The organism is Ruoffia tabacinasalis (genome assembly GCF_005864045.1).
GTDB classification, from domain to species: Bacteria; Bacillota; Bacilli; order Lactobacillales; family Aerococcaceae; genus Ruoffia; species Ruoffia tabacinasalis.
Genome location: NZ_VBSP01000028.1, coordinates 1 through 19384 on the forward strand (window position 1 = coordinate 1; position 19384 = coordinate 19384).

Sequence of the window (19384 nt, forward strand, 5' to 3'; positions counted from 1 at the left end):
AGTTCATCCGTGGTAAGATGGGTGTAGGTCATTTGTGGTCACTCCTTTGTATTCTTTGGTCGGAATTACAAGTTGAGTGTACCACAAATGGCTGTTTTAGTTGTCTAGCTTAATTTTACAATCGGCGTTATCTGTTATATTTATTTAAGTGCAATTTTATTTCTTATAGTTAACAAGTTGTGCTATAATTCTATTAATATTGAATTGAGAGGATGTTTATATAAGTGAAAAAACATATAAAACTGTTACTTTTTAGTTTGTCATTATTCTTACTTTTTGTACCACAGACTCGTCCAAAAGCAGAGGTGAGTTTAGATGAATTTGTAGGTGAAACGGTAACTATCGGAACGGTTGGTGAAGAACTGGCCGATATATGGGAGTTTGTTGCTGATAAGGCTGCGGAAGATGGCATTGAATTAGACATAGTCTTGTTTACTGACTATAATACGCCTAATATTTCTTTAGTTGATGGCTCATTGGATATGAATGCTTATCAACATACTGACTTCTTAAATGATTGGAATGATGCAAATGAAACAAATTTAGTTTCTATTGGAAATACTTTTGCTACTCCATTGCGTTTCTTTTCTGAAAAGCATAATTCTATTGATGATTTACCTGAAGGGGCGATCATTGCTATTCCAAATGATTTGGCAAGTAGCTCTTACGCCTTACAAATCTTAGATTATGCTGATCTTGTTAAACTAGATGAATCAATTGATGCCTTACCTACTGTGAATGACATCGTTGAAAATCCAAATAATTATGAAATCATTGAATTGGAAGCTGCTCAAATTCCATCTGCCATGGCAGATGTTGATATGGGAGTGATTCATCAGGTCTACTTAGAAAGTACTGACTTTGAACCAAATGATGCTATCTATTCTTATGGCCACAATACAGAAACATTCAATTATAACCGCTTGAACACCATTACGGTTCGTGAAGAAGATCAAGGCAACCCACTATACCAATATATTGTAGATTTATATCAATCAGACGATGTTGCAGACTATATTGAAGAAATTTCAAATGGTGGTCATATTCCTGCTTGGATATTATTAGAAGAATATGAAGCAAGTCTTGAGAATGAACGTAATTAATTATTTATTTTGTGATTATCACAACTTTTACAAACGATACCGTTTGTAGTTATTCTTAAAAAGAAAAACACGCGTAGAAAGTAAGTCTTCTCTTGCTTTCTACGCGCGTTTTTTAACAACACATATAAGTTGTATTTGTCTAATTATTTAGTGTTTTTTTCGATATGTGCGATAAATGCATCCGCAACTGTTTGTAAGAAACCACGCGTTTCTTCGTTGTTTAATTTACCATCTTCATCGAAGAAGTTTTGTGAATTAGCTAAGTAAACTTCTGGTTGACCTAATACTGGCATATCTAAGAATGCTAATGTAGGACGTAGTGATTGAACAGCGTTCGCACCACTAATATTGGAAATAGAGTGACCTAAGATTAAAGCTGGCTTACCAGTCCATACACTTTGTCCCCAAGGACGAGAAGCAACATCAATGGCATTTTTTAATACCCCAGAAGTTGAACGGTTATATTCTGGTGTCGCAAAAATAATAGCATCTTGTGCTGAAACAGCGTTACGGAATTCAGTATATTCGCTTGGGTTGTTTTCATCGTATTCTTCATTATATAATGGTAAGTTCCCAATTTCTAAGAATTCTACTTCTACATCTGCTGGGAATAACTCAGCTAATGCTACCGACCATTTACGAGCATATGATTCTTTACGTAAGCTACCTACTACTACTCCAATTTTTGTCATAAAAATAACATCTCCTTAAAATAATTTTGATTACTATTAGATTCTAACAACATTCAAATGGATATGCAAATGAAAAGGTCTGATTTTTGAAAATAATTTCGTTTTAGAGATAATTATTGATATTTCCATAAAAATACACTTCTTTTCTGGTTTTCTAACCTAAAAAGAAGTGTAAATTATTTAGTAATTAAAATAAACTTAATTGATCTTCGTCTGGTAGTCCTTCTAAGACACCATTATCATCTAAGTAAGCTAATACAGTTTTTGAAACTTTACCACGTTTTTGTAAATCTTCTTTTGATAAGAATGGTGCTTCCTGACGTGCTTTCACAATTTGTTCAGCCACGTTATTACCCAAACCAGGAACAGCTCTAAATGGCGGAATTAATGAGTCACCTTCAATAATGAAATGTTTCGAGTCAGATTTTTCAATATTAATCATTTGGAATTTAAATCCACGTTCTAACATTTCATTCGCTATCTCTAGTTCTGTCACTAATTCTTTTTCTTTATTTGTTGCTCCAAAGCCTTTGTCATTAATTTCACGGACACGTCTTTTGACCATTTCTTTCCCTTGATGCATAGCAACTAAATCAAAGTCTTTTGCACGAATTGAGAAATACGCAGCGTAATAGTACATTGGATAATACACTTTAAAGTAAGCTACACGCAAGGCCATCAGAACATAAGCAGCCGCATGGGCTTTTGGGAACATATACTTAATTTTTAAACAAGAGTCAATGTACCATTCTGGAACATTGTTACTTCGCATATCGGCTTGCCATTCATCAGGAATCCCTTTTCCTTTACGCACATGCTCCATAATTTGGAAGGCTGTCCCATCTTCTAAACCATATTGAATTAAAGTCGTCATAATATCGTCACGACAACCAATAACATCCGATAATTCAACGACATTATTTTTAATTAATTCTTGAGCATTTCCTAACCAAACATCTGTCCCATGTGAAAGTCCAGAGATTTGAAGTAATTCCGCAAAAGTTTTAGGTTTTGTTTCTGAGACCATACCTCGCACGAAGCCTGTACCAAACTCTGGCACTCCAAGCGTTCCCGTATCAGAGTTTATTTGTTCAGGCGTTACTCCCAAGACTTCTGTTCCACTAAAGATTTGCATTACTTTTTCATCTACGGGTGGAATATCCATTGGGTCAATACCACTTAAATCTTGTAACATACGAATCATAGTCGGATCATCGTGACCAAGAATATCAAGTTTTAAGACATTGGCATCAATAGAATGGAAATCGAAGTGAGTGGTCTTCCACTCAGCATTTACATCATCCGCTGGATATTGCACAGGTGTAAAGTCGTACACATCCATAAAATCAGGGATAACAATAATACCACCCGGATGTTGCCCGGTTGTTCTACGAGCGCCTTCAATACCATATGCTAATCGTTCTCTTTCAGCTTGTGGCAGGTGCTCACCTGATGATTCTAAATACCCTCTAATGTAACCGTGGGCAGTTTTATTGGCAACTGTACCAATTGTCCCTGCACGAAAGACATAATCTTCACCGAATAACTCCTTAGTATACGCATGCGCTTTTGCTTGGTAATCCCCCGAGAAGTTCAAATCAATATCGGGAACTTTATCTCCGTAGAATCCAAGGAAGGTTTCGAACGGAATATCTTGCCCATCTTTTTTCAATTCAGCACCACAATCAGGACACGCCTTCGGTGGAAGGTCATAACCAGATTTATGTTCACCGTTAGTGAAAAACTCACTATAATGGCATTCTGTACAATAATAGTGTGCTGCTAAGGGATTTACTTCAGTAATTCCTGTTAAGGTGGCTACTAAACTTGATCCAACTGATCCACGAGAACCAACTAAATATCCATCATCGTTACTTTTAAGCACTAATTTTTGTGAGATTAAATAAATAACCGCGAACCCATTGGAAATAATACTATCCAATTCCTTTTTGATTCTCTTATCAACGATATCAGGCAGTGGATTCCCGTACATTTCATGAGCTTTATCGTAACTCATTTGTGTAATCTCTTCTTCAGCGCCTTCAATAACAGGTGGATATAATTCATCTTTAATCACAGCAACTTCTTCAATTGAATCAGCAATTTTTTGAGAATTCTCAACGACAATTTCTTGGGCTTTTTCAGCACCAAGGAATGCAAATTCATGTAACATTTCATCTGTCGTTCTGAAATGAACTTTTGGCATATGTAAAGTTCTGTTTGCATTGATTTTCATCGATTTCTTCAATACTTCACGGTAAATTGCATCTTTTTCATCCAGGTAATGGACATTCCCAGTCGCAACAACCGTTTTGTTCTTTTCATCACCTAGTCGAAGCATTTCACTGATAATATGTTTTAAGTCAGGTTCGTTACGAATCAAATCATCTTTGATGAGTGGTTCATAAACTGATGGAGGTTGCACTTCGATAAAGTCGTAATAATCAACAAGTTCGCTTGCTTCTTCATACCCTTTTTGCATCATGGCAGTGAATACTTCTCCTGTTGAACACGCCGTTCCAATTAATAAATCATCTCGATATTGGGTCAATACGGATCTTGGAATACGGGGTACACGGTAGAAATACTCTGTACTGGACATAGATATCAGCTTAAATAAAGCTTTCAGTCCATCTTGATTCTTAACTAAAAGGGTTGCGTGGAAAGGTCTTGATTGTTTATAACTCTCGCCCTGTCCTATTTGGTCGTTTAATTGGTTATGATTGACAATCCCAAATTGGTCTTTTGCTTGTTCTAATAGCTTCATCAAGATATATCCCGTTGTCTCAGAGTCATACACCGCGCGGTGATGCTGTTCTAGTTGAACATTATAACGCTTAGCCAAAGTATTCAATCGGTGTGATTTATACTCTGGATTCACTAAACGAGACAATTCTAAAGTATCAATCACTGGTAAGTCAGTTTGTGGTAAGCCAACACGTTCATAGCCTTTATTAATGAAGCCGATATCAAACGTTGCGTTATGAGCAACTAGAATGGAATCACCACAAAACTGTTGGAATTGTTCTAAAACTGGTTTAGCTGTTGGAGCATCTTTAACCATATCATCAGTAATACCTGTGAGCTCAGTAGTGAAAGCAGACAATGGTTTGTTCGGATTAATAAAAGCTTCAAAAGTATCAATGATTTCGCCTTCTCTCATCTTCACTCCAGCAAGCTCAATGATGTCATCGTATACTGATGATAGTCCAGTTGTCTCTACGTCGAATACAACATAAGTTGCTTCATCTAAAGCCTCATCTCTTAAGTTAAATGCGATAGGTTCACCGTCATTCACAACATATGCTTCAATTCCGTAGATTACTTTTATTCCATGTTTTTTACCTGCCCAATACGCATCCGGGAAAGCCTGTGCAACAGCGTGATCTGTAATAGCTACTGCTTTATGTCCCCATTTAGCTGCTTGAGTTACAATATCAGTGGCTGAATTTGTCGCATCTAATTGGCTCATATTTGTATGAGCATGCAATTCGACACGCTTTTCATCAGCAGGAGCTTTATCTTCACGTCCAGGGACTGTCACTTTTCTGACACTTCTCGGTCTAAAGTATAATTCAGAAGTGAAATTATCAGGAATCATATCTCCCTCTAGACGAATCCATTCCCCTTTACTAAATTGATTCAAAGCCTCTTTAGAAATACGACGCCCAGACATCAACTTAACAGTTACTGAACTCGTGTAGTCAGTTATATTCATAATTAAAAGCTGATTCCCACTACGCAAATCTTTAATTTCGTGCGAGAATATAAAACCTTCAATAATTTGTTTAAATTGATTGTCTTCTAATTCAATCATAGGCAATGCCGGTTTATTAGGAATATCTTTACCTATATCTTCAGAGGTAGATTGCACAACTGTTCGCTCTTGTTTTTGTCTTTTTTCTTGAATTTCTAAAGCTTCTAATAAACTCCGTTCATCTTCAGTACTTTGACGGTCTCGAACTGCATTAATCTCATCTTGTAATAACTCTTCGTCGACATAATATTCTAAATTAAGGTCAGTAATTTGGACTTGTTCAAGTTTTTCTAACAATAGTCTTTCATATTTTTCTTTTAGCATATTAATTTGAATATCACTAGCTAATCCAATTCTTAATGATTCGCCAACAATTTCATACTTTGCTTGAGATAAGATCGACCGAATAAAAGGCTTTTCTTGTGCTATTACTGACATAATAGCGTACCAATATTCAAGTATGTTATTAGTTTCTAAAGAATCCTCTTCAAATAACCACCAAGTCTCAACTTTACCAATATGTTCAAATGCTTTTAATATATGATGTTGAAAAATTTGATATACATTTGGATGAATTCGATTTGGCGAAGTAAATGTAAAATGCCATTGGTTTGACTGTGCTAATATATTCACAGTTTCAATTTCAGTATGTTGAAGTTCTTCAACAATTTCTTCATCATTTAATTGTATATGTTCGAGAAGTAATTCAAATAATTCTCTTTTATCAGCCATAATGACTCCTTTCGATAAAATTAAGGATGCAACCATCAATAATGATGACACATCCTCAAATTAAAACCTATTGGAAAAACGCTCTATTAATATCATTCCATGTTACAGCAACCATTAATACTACCATGATTAAGACACCAATAATAGTAATAATTCCTTCTTTTGATTCACTTAAAGGTTTCCCTCTCACTGCTTCAATGGCATTTAATACTATCTTACCACCGTCTAAAGCTGGTATTGGTAATAAGTTGAATACTCCTAAGTTAGCAGAAAGCATTGCTAAGAAGTTGACTATTACCGGTAAACCTAGACTGACAACTTGATCAGTCATCTGAGCCATGGCTACTGGACCACCAAAGTTATTAATATTGAAGCCACTCGTAATCATACTACCGATAACTCCTAATACGCCAGTGATGATTCCCCAAGTCGCTGTCACACCATAAGTGATACTACTTCCAAAACCAAACTCTCTATCCGCAATAATATCAATTTGTCCAATTTCGTTACCAGATTGTTCATCTGTCACAGCTTGAACATCCACAACTGTATCAACCGTTTCATTCTCGCGTTCTACGGTCATTGGTAATTCTTCATTCGGTCTTTCTTGAATTAATAAGACTAAATCGGACCATTCACTTACAGATTGACCATCAACTTCTGTCACTCTATCGCCATCTACTAAACCTGCTTCTTGAGCGACAGATCCATCAACAACTTCTCCAATGACACTATCCGTATTTGGAATACCAATCATAAAAGCCACAATTGTAAAAGCAATTATGGATAATATGAAGTTATTCATTGGTCCTGCAAAGTTAGTAATCATCTTGTTCCAAACACTTGCACTTTCATAACGCATTTCACGTGGAGCGACTGGTAATTTAGTTCCATCCGCTTCAATAATGTTTGCTTTCTTTGCCACTGAGTATCTTACGATATCCGTTTGACCAACTGGAACGGCTTCGATGAACATCTCATCTATTAAATCAACATTGTCAACTCTAACTGGCATCTCGTCTACTGAAAAGTTATCCGATAAATTAATCAATGACACTTGATCATTATCATTAATTTCTAAACCAACTTCCATTCCAGCTTGAATCTCATCTTCTTCATACAATCCAGCTAGACGAACGTAACCACCAAGTGGTAACAATCTGACTGTATATGTCGTTCCATCTTTCCCCTGTTTAGAAAATAATTTAGGACCCATTCCTAACGCAAATTCTCTAACTAAAATCCCTGCTCGCTTTGCGAAAAAATAATGTCCAAACTCATGTATAACTACAATTATCGAAAATATGACTAAAAATACTAGTAAAGTCGTCAATAGTAACCATCCTATCTAAATAAATTTATCCAAAACATCATAATAAAACTTGCGAAAATTAAACTATCAAATCGGTCTAACATACCGCCATGACCCGGTAAAAATTTACCCGAATCTTTGACATTGAAATAGCGTTTAAACGCTGATTCCACTAAATCACCAAATTGTCCAAATAGTGACACAATGATTGTTAATATCCATACTTGATTCACTGCACCTAAGGCTGGTTGGAATATAGCAATAAATATACTCGCTACAAGTAGTGCTGTTAAAACCCCACCAATCATTCCTTCAACTGTCTTATTCGGGCTAATCTCAGGCGCCAGTGGTCTGCTTCCAAATTTTCTACCGACGAAGTATGCACCTGAATCCGTTGACCAAACTACGACTAGTAAGTATAGAATTGTTTCTAGCCCCATCTCGCGAAATAGTATTAAAAATCTAAAACCATAACCGATATAAATACATGCAAACACCATAATAGCGGCGTGACCGAAATTAAATTTCCGATGGTTGAACACAGTAAATACTAGCAAAATTAAACTACAAATGTAAAATAAATACTCTGGATTGCCCTGATTCATAAATTCTGGCATATACATTTGAGGTATAAGTAAAGAAGTTAAACCAACAACAGAAAAAAAACCAATATGGTTAATAATATTTAATTTTTGCATTTCGGCAAATTCAAATAATCCTACAATTCCAATAACCCACATCGCAAATGCATAATAACCGCCACCTAATAATAAGAATGGGATATAAAGTGCAAGTGCTATGACGGCACTTCTAATTCTTACAATCAAAATTATTCCTCCTAAGACTTAAGACGACAGGTAACTACTAAATTTTTCCAAATCGTCGTTGTCTACCGTTATAAGTTTTAATAGCCTTATCAAGTTCATCCTCATTAAAGTCAGGCCATAACACATCCGTAAAGTAAAATTCACTATAGGCTGATTGCCACAATAGGAAATTGCTTAAACGCTCTTCGCCACTTGTTCGAATAATTAAATCTGGATCACTAAATTCATTATAACGACTTGTCATTAAATGTTTATTAATTAAGTCTTCCGACACATCATTTATATCAATATTATCGTTTTGAATTTCAGTTATAATATTTTTTACTGCACTTGTAATTTCTTGTCGTGAGCCATAATTCAATGCAAAGTTTAATACCATTCCAGTACAATGTTTAGTATCTTCAATGGCTGAATTTAAGATACCTTTAGTTTCTTCAGGAAGTGCATCTGTGTCACCAATCACTTCAATTCGTATGTTATTATCAATTAAATCAGGTAGAAATTCATTAAAAAATTCCTTCGGTAATTTCATCAGAAAGTCCACTTCATCTTTAGGACGACCCCAATTTTCTGTTGAAAATGCATACATTGTAATTAATTTAATATTAAGCTCATTCGCTCTAATTGTTATTTTTTTAATTGCTTGAACACCTTTTCGATGTCCAGCTACGCGTGGTAAAAATCTTTTCTTAGCCCAGCGTCCATTCCCATCCATTATAATTGCAATGTGCTTGGGAACTGTTTCAAATTCACTATTCATAAAATACTCCCTTTTAAATAATCATCCTTAGTATTATACCAAAATAATGTTAAATTACGAATAATAATCATGAAAACAAAAAAATACTTTTATCTTGAAAAGTTGATATAACCTTTCAGATAAAAGTATTTTCAATTTGAAACAAAATCAACAGCAATCATTAGGACGATTATTTAATTAATCGTTAAAAATCTCATCCTCTTTTTCTTTTGTTAATTCTTCAATTCTTTTTGTTGAGTCATCCGTTATTTTTTGGATATCTGATTCATAATCTTTTACATCATCTTCAGTTAACTCTTTTGCTTTTTCAAGTTTTTTAACTGAATCAATAATATCACGACGAATATTTCGGATAGAAACTTTTGCATTTTCTTGTTCTTTTCCGACAACTTTCGCTAATTCTGCACGTCTTTCTTTCGTCAGTGCTGGAATTACAAGACGAATCACGTCTCCGTCATTTGATGGTGTAATACCGATATCACTTTGTAAAATAGCTTTTTCAATATCAGTTAAGCTAGATTTATCATAAGGTGATATAACTAACATTCTTGCCTCTGGACTTGAAATACCCGCAAGTTGATTCAATGGTGTTGGCACACCATAATAATTAACATTAACTCGGTCTAATATACTTGCATTCGCACGTCCAGCACGAATTGAAGCAATTTCGCGTTGATAAGCTTCAACGGATTTGTTCATTCTTTGTTTTGTTGTTGATAAAATTTCACTCGGTGTCATAAAAAGATCCTCCTAATAATACTCTATAGTTCAATTTAACTCATTATACCATATTTTAAGTACAAAGAGTATTAAATCAGACATTCTGATAGACATGATATGTTTATCACTAACTATCGTAAAAAATATTAATCTTAAAAATTTGTATTATTGATTTTTTAGTTTTGCTTCAACTGTCGTTCCGATATTTTCGCCAAGAATAACGCGACGAATATTTCCTGATTCATTTAAGTTAAATACAACTAAAGGTATGTCATTATCCATACTTAATGAACTAGCAGTAGAATCCATAACTTTCAAGCCTTTAGAAATAACATCAAGATGAGTTAAGTTATCATACTTAACGGCAGCTTTGTTCTCTTTTGGATCCGAGTCATAAACACCATCAACATTATTTTTAGCCATAAGGATAACATCTGCATTAATCTCAGCCGCACGTAAAGCTGCAGTTGTGTCTGTTGTAAAGTAAGGATTCCCTGTTCCACCAGCAAAGATGACTACACGGCCTTTTTCAAGATGGCGAATTGCACGACGACGAATATACGGCTCTGCGATTTGACGCATCTCTACAGAAGTTTGTACACGTGTTGGGACACCGCTATTCTCTAATACATCTTGTAATGCTAAAGCATTCATTACGGTTGCTAACATTCCCATGTAATCAGCTTGAGCACGTTCCATTCCCATTTCTTCACCGATTGTACCACGCCAGATATTTCCTCCACCTACAACAATGGCAATTTCAACACCTAAGTCATGAATATCCTTAAGTTCTTCTACCATTTCTTTAATTGTATCTGGATGGATTCCAAAGCCTTGGTTTCCAGCAATTGCTTCTCCACTAAGCTTTAAAATTACACGTTTGTATTTTGTTATTTCTTTAGTCATATCATACTGCCTTTCTTAATCGTAATCGTTTCTTTAAAAATAGCCCCAGGAAACTGGGGCTAAAGGTATAAAATTAATCTTTTTTCATTTGAGCAGCAACTTCTTCAGCGAAGTTGTCTTGGCGTTTTTCGATTCCTTCACCAACAGTGAAACGAATGAATTGTTTGATTGTTCCGCCTTTATCACCAACGTATTTACCAACTGTTTGATCGTTATCTTTAACAAATGGTTGTTCGTTTAAGCTAATTTCAGCTAAGAATTTGTTCATACGTCCATCGATCATTTTTTCAACGATATTAGCTGGTTTACCTTCGTTTAACGCGATTTCAGTTTGAACTTTTTTCTCGTGATCTAATTCTTCTGCAGGAACTTCGTCACGGTTAACGTATTTTGGTTGGATTGCAGCAACGTGCATTGAAACATCTTTCGCTACATCTTCATCAGATAATCCTTCGATTAATGTGATAACAGCGATTTGTCCACCACCATGGATGTACTCACCAAAAGTATCGTTATCTGTTTTTTCTAAGATAGAGAAACGACGGAAAGAAATTTTCTCACCGATTTTATTAGTTGCTTCTAATACGATGTCAGCAATTGTTTTGCCGTCAACTTCGATAGCGTTAGCTTCTTCCATTGTAGCTGGTTTGTTAGCAGCAACTGCATCAGCGATTGTGTTAACAATATTTACGAATTCTTCGTTTTTAGAAACAAAGTCAGTTTCTGAATTAACTTCGATAATTGCAGCTGTGTTTCCATTGATACTTGTTGCAGCTAAACCTTCTGCAGCAATACGGCTTGCTTTTTTAGCAGCTTTAGATAAACCTTTTTCTCTTAAAAAGTCTACCGCTTTATCCATATCTCCGTCAACTTCAACCAACGCTTTTTTCGCGTCCATCATACCCACACCAGTCATTTCGCGTAGTTCTTTAACTTGTTTTGCACTAATTTTAGCCATTAAACTCAAATCCTCCTTGATATTTTAAAGTCAAAATAAAAAGCTGTCCTAACACAGGGCAAGGTTTTTAGACCTGTGTAACGTCCTGAATTAAGACAGCTGTGAATAATCTAATTACTAAGCTTCTGTTGAATCTGCAGTAGTAGCTTCTTCTTCAGAATCAAATAAGTTATCGAAAAATTCTTTGTCAGATTTTTCTTCTGAATCATCTTCACTATGTCCTTGGTTTCCTTCAAGAACTGCGTCAGCCATTGCAGATGTGATTAATTTAATCGCACGAATAGCATCGTCATTTGATGGAATAACATAGTCAATTTCATCTGGATCACAGTTTGTATCAACCATTCCAACTAATGGAATATTTAATTTTTTAGCTTCTTGGATTGCAATGTGTTCTTTGCGTGGGTCAACGATAAAGATTACATCTGGAATACGAGGCATATCTTTAATACCACCAAGGTTTTGCTCTAAACGATCTAATTCTTTACGTAATTGTAATACTTCTTTTTTAGGTAATACATCAAATGTTCCATCTTCTTCCATTTTTTCAATAGATTTTAGACGACGGATACTTTGTTGGATTGTTTCCCAGTTAGTTAATAATCCACCTAACCAACGGTGGTTAATGTAGTATTGACCAGCACGTTTTGCTTGCTCGTCGATTGCACCTTGTGCTTGTTTTTTAGTACCTACAAATAATACAACCGCTCCATTAGCTGCTTCGTCACGCATAAAGTTATACGCTTTATCAACTAACTTAACTGTTTTTTGTAAGTCAATAATATAAATACCGTTACGCTCCGTAAAGATGTAAGGTTTCATTTTTGGGTTCCAGCGACGTGTTTGGTGTCCGAAATGCACACCAGCTTCTAACAATTGTTTCATTGAAATAACTGCCATAATTATCATTCTCCTTTGGTTTTGTTTTCCTCCGAATAAATCAACTAACAAAACGTCTCTCCGAGGAGAGCACCCGTTAAATTATCATTATTCGTGTGTTTTTGGTTTTACACCACGGACTATATTACTATATACTTTCGTATTATGCAAGCTAGTTTATTACATTTGTTTAAAATAGTTAGCATATCTATATTAAAATTAAAAAAATGCGAACTATTCCGAAAATACATTGGTTTCGTTCGCATCTTTAGTATGTCAATTATTTATTTCGAAGACTCTTGGGCCTGTTAATAATTTCATTGAAAATCATCATTTCTCTTAGCTTTGCTCCATCTCTCATAGAGTGATACATATGATTAACAGTTTTATTTTTAGGTCTGGCTGCCTTTTGTGTATGTTCATCTTGGAGGATATTTGTATTATCTAGTTCCATCCATGAAACATCTTCAATTGAAGCATCTGCATACCAATTTTCTAATTCATATAAATATTGCTCTGGACTTTCCCCTTCCATATAAGAATGATCAATTGGATTGTCATAATCAGCGATTTTTGTAAAATCAACTTGATAATCATCCTGTGATTCAAAACTTTGCCCAGGGGATGCTTTAGTATTTCCTAAAGCATTATTAGCATTTTTTAAACTATTATTTAATTGGTTTAAAGACATGTTCTTCACTAACTTCGGATTGTCACTCTGATTATTATGTCTTTTTCGCATGGCCTGAACTCGTTCATTTCGAGCTCGAATATCAGACTTACGGTGTAACTGTTCTTTATTTGTTGGCTTGGTAATGGGTTTCTCTACCGATTCATGATTATCAATCTCTGAATCTTGAAAATTCTTATGTTGTTGATTTCTAATCCTTGGTGCAAACACTGAAAATAGAAACGAACCTAATAAGTAAATTATCCAAACTCCAACTAGAAAATTCATTATTCTCTACCTTCTTCGGATGAATTCGTTCCTTTTGCAATTGAATCACGCATTGAAGTGTCTGATTCTATATTTTTCATGTTGTAGTAATCCATCACACCAAGATTTCCTTTTTTGAAAGCTTCCGCCATTGCTAACGGTACTTCAGCTTCGGCTTCAACAACACGCGCACGCATACGTTGGACTTCGGCAACCATTTCTTGCTCTTCTGCAACCGCAAATGCTCTACGTTCTTCGGCTTTAGCTTGTGCAACGTTTTTATCAGCAATCGCTTGATCAGCTTGAAGTTTGGCACCAATGTTACGTCCAACATCTACGTCGGCAATATCAATGGATAGAATTTCAAAGGCAGTACCAGAGTCTAACCCTTTACGTAGAATTGTTTGTGAAATCGAATCTGGATTTTCAAGGACTTTTGAATGACTTTCTGAACTACCAACAGTCGTTACAATCCCTTCACCGATACGGGCAATAATGGTTTCTTCACCAGCACCACCAACAAGTCGTTCGATATTAGCTCGAACTGTTACTTTAGCTTTCGCTCTTACTTCAATACCATTCATTGCAACGGCAGAAATAAGTGGCGTTTCAATTACTTTCGGATTTACTGAAACTTGAACAGCTTCAAATACATTACGTCCAGCTAAGTCAATCGCTGCAGCTTGTTCAAATACCAAATCAATGTTCGCTCTTTGAGCGGCGATCAGTGCATCAACAACTAAGTTGACATTTCCCCCGGCCAAGTGATGCGCCTCTAATTGGTTCGTATCTAATGTAAGTCCAGCTTTTGTTGCTTTAATTAGTGGTCGTACAATCTCTGACGGTTGAACCCGACGTAATCTCATACCTACTAAGTTACCGATGGAAACTTTAGCACCTGAGAAATAAGCTGTAACCCATAAGCCTACGGGTACGAATCTAAAGAATAAAGAAATTAGTATTATTAAAATAACAATAATAATACCTATCGAAATTAGAGACGACACCTCAAAATCATTATTTTGAAAATTATTCATATTATAATTCCTTTCTTACGTAAATTTTTGCGCCTTCAACTTTTGAAACATATATTGGTGTCCCACTTTGAATCATGTCCTCAGAACTGACAACCTCATAATACTCCCCATCGAACTCACCACGTCCGACAGGTCTAAGCGCTGTGACTGTGACACCCTTTTCACCTAATAAATATGTAAAATCTTTATGACTCGAGTATCCTTTTTCTTTTTCAGAAGAAGTCCCAAGTACAAAACCATTACTGATAGCTAAATCTTTACCTAATTTTATTGGGACAATAATTCCAATCGCACTCACAAGTATCATTGCTAATAGTGTTAATACTACATCACCAATGTCGTTTAAGTGCATATAAAGAGATATACTTATTGCTAATAAACCAAACATACCAATAATACCGAAATCAGGAACATAAAACTCCACAATTAACATAAGTATACCTAGTAAGAAAATTATGAACACGAGTAAGTTTTGACCTGGCATTCCAAAATAAAAACCATATGCTATTACTGCTAATCCTAAGTACAGCCATTTGGGACTGTAAAATAGACATAAGCTAAGTAACAACATACCTATTAATAAACTTGCAATCATATTTACCCTCCTCTCATAATCATTATACCACTAATATAAGGATTTCCGAAGAAATATCTATAAAATATCGGTAAAATATTGACCGGTTACTAAATTACTAATCGTTAACTTTTAGTTCATCCGATTCGTTTATTTCTTCAACGACATCAACATACTCTTGCTCTTGATATCTATTATTCCTTCTGTATTCTATGTCATTTTTTAATAGCTTAAACAAAGTCGAAACTAATGGAACAGCAAGAAGCATTCCCCAAATTCCTAATAATCCGCCACCGATTGTTATTGATATTAATACCCACAAGCCCGGGAGTCCAATCGATCCACCTACTACACGAGGGTAAATGAGATTTCCCTCTAATTGTTGTATAACAATAATAAAGACTAAGAAAGTTAACGCTTGAATTGGGGAATCAACGAGAATCATAATAAATCCAATGGCTCCAGAAATATATGCCCCTAATACAGGTATTAGTGCTGTTACTCCCGTCAATGCTCCGATCATTGAAGCATATGGAAATTGGAAAATCCACATACCAACCGTCACAAGTGAGCCAAGTATTAAAGCTTCCAATACCTCTCCTGTGATAAAGTGACGGAACGAATAATCAGTAACTTCCAACACATACATTAGACCTTTATGCCCTCTTTCAGGCAGATACGTTTCAGATAAGATTCTAAACTGTCTACCTAAAGTTTCCTTAGACATCAAGACATAAAGTGAAATCATCAATGAAAGGAATAGATTAACTACGATACTAAAGACTGAACCTACTGTTGAGAGAGTTGTCTCAATAATATTTGTGGTAAAACGATTCACTATTGAAATCATATTTGTGACAATATTTTGCCAATCAATTTGGAATGTTTCAACAAACTCCGCTAATGGCGGGAATATTTCTTCATTCTCTATCACCCAACTTTGAATTCCATTCGCTAAGACTGGGATTATTTCAATGATTCGGCCAAAGACTGATATCAATTGAGGAATCACTAAATTTAGAATGAAAATTAAAACGACCGTTATTATAATAATAGATACTAATATACTAACTGGCCTGCGTGTCTTTTTCACAACAATACTGTCACTATTGGGAAAATATAATTTCTCCAACATCACCATCGGGATGTTCAGTATATACGCAATAATAAAACCTAAAATAATTGGCATTGAAATTGTTAATAAATAACTAAAAATATTTTTTAGTCTGTCGAAATTAACAATCGCCAATACAATTAAACCTGCTATAAACAAATATTTAATAATATCAAAGCGATATTTCTTTATTTTGTTCATATTTCACCTCCGTTATTTCCTTTTAATATACCATATTTATTTTTCTCAATATAGCCATATTACTTTTTGTATTATAAACCGTCTGTCTTAAGTTTAACTAAACAAAAAAACCAACGCATTTTTCAATACGTTGGTTGAATATCTTATAGGTTATACCATAACTTCGGTGCTATTAAAGCTAAGTTGTCCATCGCTTTCATCAACTGTTATAATAGAGTTTGGCAACACATTCCCTGCTACAATTTCTTTAGCTAATGGTGTTTCCAATTCTTTCATTATAAAGCGTTGTAATGGTCTCGCTCCATAAATTGGGTCATATCCTTGTTCAGCTAGCCATTGGGTAGCTGATTCTGTCACTTCTAATTTAATTTGTTGATCTGCTAATCTATTTGAAAGATTTTCAATCATTTTAAGCACGATACCACTCATATTGTCTAATGTTAATGGAGAGAATAGAACAGTATCATCTATACGATTCAAGAATTCTGGTTTGAATTGTTGACGTAATAATTGGTTTACTTGTTTTTCAGTTTCTGAAGATATTTCGCCATTATCCTCTACACCTTCAAGAAGCAAGTGTGACCCGATATTACTTGTCATTATGATGACAGTATTTTTGAAGTCTACAACGCGTCCTTTCGAATCGGTCAATCGACCATCATCCAATACTTGAAGTAATATATTGAAAACATCTGGATGGGCTTTTTCAACCTCATCTAAAAGAATGATTGTGTATGGATTTCTACGTACGGCCTCAGTCAGTTGTCCACCTTCATCATGTCCAATGTATCCTGGAGGAGCTCCCACTAATCTAGACACCGTATGTTTCTCCATATACTCACTCATGTCAAGTCGAACCATATGATCTTCAGAATCGAATAACGCCACAGCGAGTGCTTTAGCTAATTCTGTTTTACCAACACCCGTTGGTCCTAAGAATAGGAACGAACCAATTGGTCGATTCGGATCTTGAATTCCAGCACGTGATCTAAGCACTGCTTCATGAACAAGTCGAACGGCTTCATCTTGTCCAATGACTCTTCTATGTAAGACGTCATCAAGATGCAATAATTTTTCTCTTTCGCCTTCAACAATTTTGTTCACTGGAATACCAGTTAAACGACCAACAACTTTAGCAATTTCTTCATCTGTTACTGATTCTTGTGTGAGTCGGCTTTGTACTTCAGTTTCAACATGTTCATTCTCTATGGCTGTTAATTCTTTCTCCAGTTCAGGAATGATGCCATGTCTTAATTCAGCCGCTTTTTCTAAATTATATTCAGCTTCTGCATCTTCTAAGTCATGACGAGCTTGATCTAATTGTTCACGTTTATCACGTAATTTATTTGTTTCTTCTTTTTCAATATCCCAACGAGCTTTCAAGTTATTCGCTTCTTCTCGTAAGTTTGCTAACTCTTCTCGAAGAATCTCTAAGCGACGTTTACTTGCGTCGTCATCTTCTTTTTTCAATGCTTCTTCTTCAATTTCTAAAGTCATTAAACGACGATTGACTTGGTCAATTTCTAATGGAACTGAATTTAATTCCATACGAATTGTCGCACAAGCTTCGTCAACTAAATCGAGTGCTTTATCTGGTAAGAAACGATCAGTAATATAACGGTTTGAAAGTGTTGCTGCAGCTACTAAGGCATTGTCATGAATATTCACACCATGGTGAATCTCATAACGTTCTTTTAAACCACGTAGAATAGAAATAGTGTCTTCAACATTTGGTTCATTAACCATAACTCTTTGGAAACGTCTTTCTAAAGCTTTGTCTTTTTCAAAGTTTTGGCGGTATTCATCTAGTGTCGTTGCTCCAATACAATGCAATTCACCACGGGCTAACATCGGTTTTAAAAGATTCCCAGCATCCATTGAACCTTCAGTTTTACCTGCTCCGACAATTGTATGAATTTCATCAATGAATAGAAGTATTTGCCCTTCTGCATCTTTCACTTCTTTTAATACAGCTTTTAAGCGTTCTTCAAACTCTCCACGATATTTTGCTCCGGCAATTAATGCACCCATGTCTAAGGAATAAAGAGTTTTTCCTTTTAAGTTTTCCGGTACATCATTTCGAACAATTCTTTGTGCTAGTCCTTCAACAATCGCGGTTTTACCAACACCCGGATCCCCAATTAAGATTGGATTATTTTTAGATTTACGTGATAAAATTCGAATTACATCACGAATCTCTTCATCACGTCCGATGATTGGATCCATTTTATTTGTTTTGACTGCTTCATTTAAGTTAATCGCATATTTATCTAGAGATTCATATGTCTCTTCTTGATTTTGAGATGTCACACGATTTCCTCCTCTCAATTCTTCAATTCTATCTTTAAATTTTTGTTCAGTTAAGCCATTATCATTTAAAAACTTAACGATTGGATTATGTTTTTGTTTGTATAAAGCCAACAGAATGATTTCCGTTGAAAGATACTCATCATTATACTCCGCTGCAATCGTCGTTGCATCTTGTAATAAGCGATTTAAGTTTTGACTAATACCTTGTCCGTATTGTACATTACTCCCACTTACTTGTGATATTTTATCAATTTCATCTTCAACTAGACGAACAAATTGATCCATTGGAATATTTTGTTCACTATATAATTTATAAGCAAAATGGTCTGCTTGTAGCATGATTAACCATAAATGCGCAATATCTATTTGTTGATGTTGCCGTGTTATGGCTACTTGCTGTGCCTCACCAATTGCCTGTTGCATAGTGGTTGTTAATTTATCAATCATATTTACACAGCCTTTCTTTTGGTCAAAATTGGTCAATTATTTTTCTATATAAATATAAGCCCCTCTTGAAGCTATATTTATTATATACCTTTAGTCAGGAAAGGTCAAATGTTTTTTT

15 protein-coding genes are annotated in these 19384 nt (G+C 35.2%); 1 reads left to right on the top strand and 14 read right to left on the bottom strand.

All coding sequences use genetic code 11. The annotated features are described in order from the left end of the window. Nucleotides 1-224: 224 nt before the first annotated feature. On the top strand, nt 225-1103 hold the full coding sequence (locus FEZ33_RS07995) for a MetQ/NlpA family ABC transporter substrate-binding protein (RefSeq protein ID WP_138404884.1): 879 nt from the start codon (nt 225-227) through the stop codon (nt 1101-1103). A gap of 143 nt (nt 1104-1246) precedes the next feature. On the opposite strand, the gene FEZ33_RS08000 is transcribed toward FEZ33_RS07995, so the two are convergent. The 14 genes from FEZ33_RS08000 to clpB all read right to left on the bottom strand — a co-directional run bounded on the left by FEZ33_RS08000 (nt 1247) and on the right by clpB (nt 19266). After that, on the bottom strand, nt 1247-1795 hold the full coding sequence (locus FEZ33_RS08000) for an NADPH-dependent FMN reductase (protein WP_138404885.1): 549 nt from the start codon (nt 1793-1795) through the stop codon (nt 1247-1249). Between the two features lie 187 nt (nt 1796-1982). Next, a complete protein-coding gene (locus FEZ33_RS08005; protein WP_138404886.1) occupies nt 1983-6284 on the bottom strand; it encodes a PolC-type DNA polymerase III in 4302 nt (1433 codons plus the stop codon). Nucleotides 6285-6351: 67 nt separating this feature from the next. Then, nucleotides 6352-7617: an RIP metalloprotease RseP gene (gene rseP / locus FEZ33_RS08010; RefSeq protein ID WP_138404887.1), complete on the bottom strand. Its 1266-nt coding sequence runs from the start codon at nt 7615-7617 to the stop codon at nt 6352-6354. Between the two features lie 11 nt (nt 7618-7628). Then, complete coding sequence (locus FEZ33_RS08015; protein ID WP_138404888.1) at nt 7629-8423, bottom strand: phosphatidate cytidylyltransferase; 795 nt, start codon at nt 8421-8423, stop codon at nt 7629-7631. A gap of 37 nt (nt 8424-8460) precedes the next feature. Next, on the bottom strand, nt 8461-9183 hold the full coding sequence (uppS, locus tag FEZ33_RS08020) for an undecaprenyl pyrophosphate synthase (RefSeq protein ID WP_138404889.1): 723 nt from the start codon (nt 9181-9183) through the stop codon (nt 8461-8463). Nucleotides 9184-9360: 177 nt separating this feature from the next. Continuing rightward, complete coding sequence (frr, locus tag FEZ33_RS08025; RefSeq protein WP_138404890.1) at nt 9361-9921, bottom strand: ribosome recycling factor; 561 nt, start codon at nt 9919-9921, stop codon at nt 9361-9363. Between the two features lie 147 nt (nt 9922-10068). Further along, the gene (gene pyrH, locus FEZ33_RS08030; RefSeq protein ID WP_138404891.1) at nt 10069-10809 is read right to left on the bottom strand and encodes a UMP kinase; all 741 of its coding nucleotides are present in this window, start codon (nt 10807-10809) and stop codon (nt 10069-10071) included. A gap of 73 nt (nt 10810-10882) precedes the next feature. After that, nucleotides 10883-11767: a translation elongation factor Ts gene (gene tsf, locus FEZ33_RS08035; protein ID WP_138404892.1), complete on the bottom strand. Its 885-nt coding sequence runs from the start codon at nt 11765-11767 to the stop codon at nt 10883-10885. 117 nt (nt 11768-11884) lie between these two features. Further along, nucleotides 11885-12667 carry a 30S ribosomal protein S2 gene (rpsB, locus tag FEZ33_RS08040; RefSeq protein WP_138404893.1) on the bottom strand — a complete coding sequence of 261 codons (783 nt, stop codon included), beginning with the start codon at nt 12665-12667 and terminating at the stop codon, nt 11885-11887. A gap of 259 nt (nt 12668-12926) precedes the next feature. Continuing rightward, on the bottom strand, nt 12927-13604 hold the full coding sequence (locus FEZ33_RS08045; RefSeq protein WP_138404894.1) for a hypothetical protein: 678 nt from the start codon (nt 13602-13604) through the stop codon (nt 12927-12929). Further along, nucleotides 13604-14620 carry a flotillin-like protein FloA gene (gene floA, locus FEZ33_RS08050; protein ID WP_138404895.1) on the bottom strand — a complete coding sequence of 339 codons (1017 nt, stop codon included), beginning with the start codon at nt 14618-14620 and terminating at the stop codon, nt 13604-13606. Before floA ends, FEZ33_RS08045 begins: the two co-directional genes overlap by 1 nt. Before the next feature lies 1 nt (nt 14621). Continuing rightward, the gene (locus FEZ33_RS08055; RefSeq protein WP_138404896.1) at nt 14622-15215 is read right to left on the bottom strand and encodes an NfeD family protein; all 594 of its coding nucleotides are present in this window, start codon (nt 15213-15215) and stop codon (nt 14622-14624) included. 97 nt (nt 15216-15312) lie between these two features. After that, a complete protein-coding gene (locus tag FEZ33_RS08060; protein ID WP_138404897.1) occupies nt 15313-16509 on the bottom strand; it encodes an AI-2E family transporter in 1197 nt (398 codons plus the stop codon). Nucleotides 16510-16659: 150 nt separating this feature from the next. Then, nucleotides 16660-19266, bottom strand: a complete 2607-nt coding sequence (clpB, locus tag FEZ33_RS08065; RefSeq protein WP_138404898.1) for an ATP-dependent chaperone ClpB — start codon at nt 19264-19266, stop codon at nt 16660-16662. Nucleotides 19267-19384: the final 118 nt, after the last annotated feature.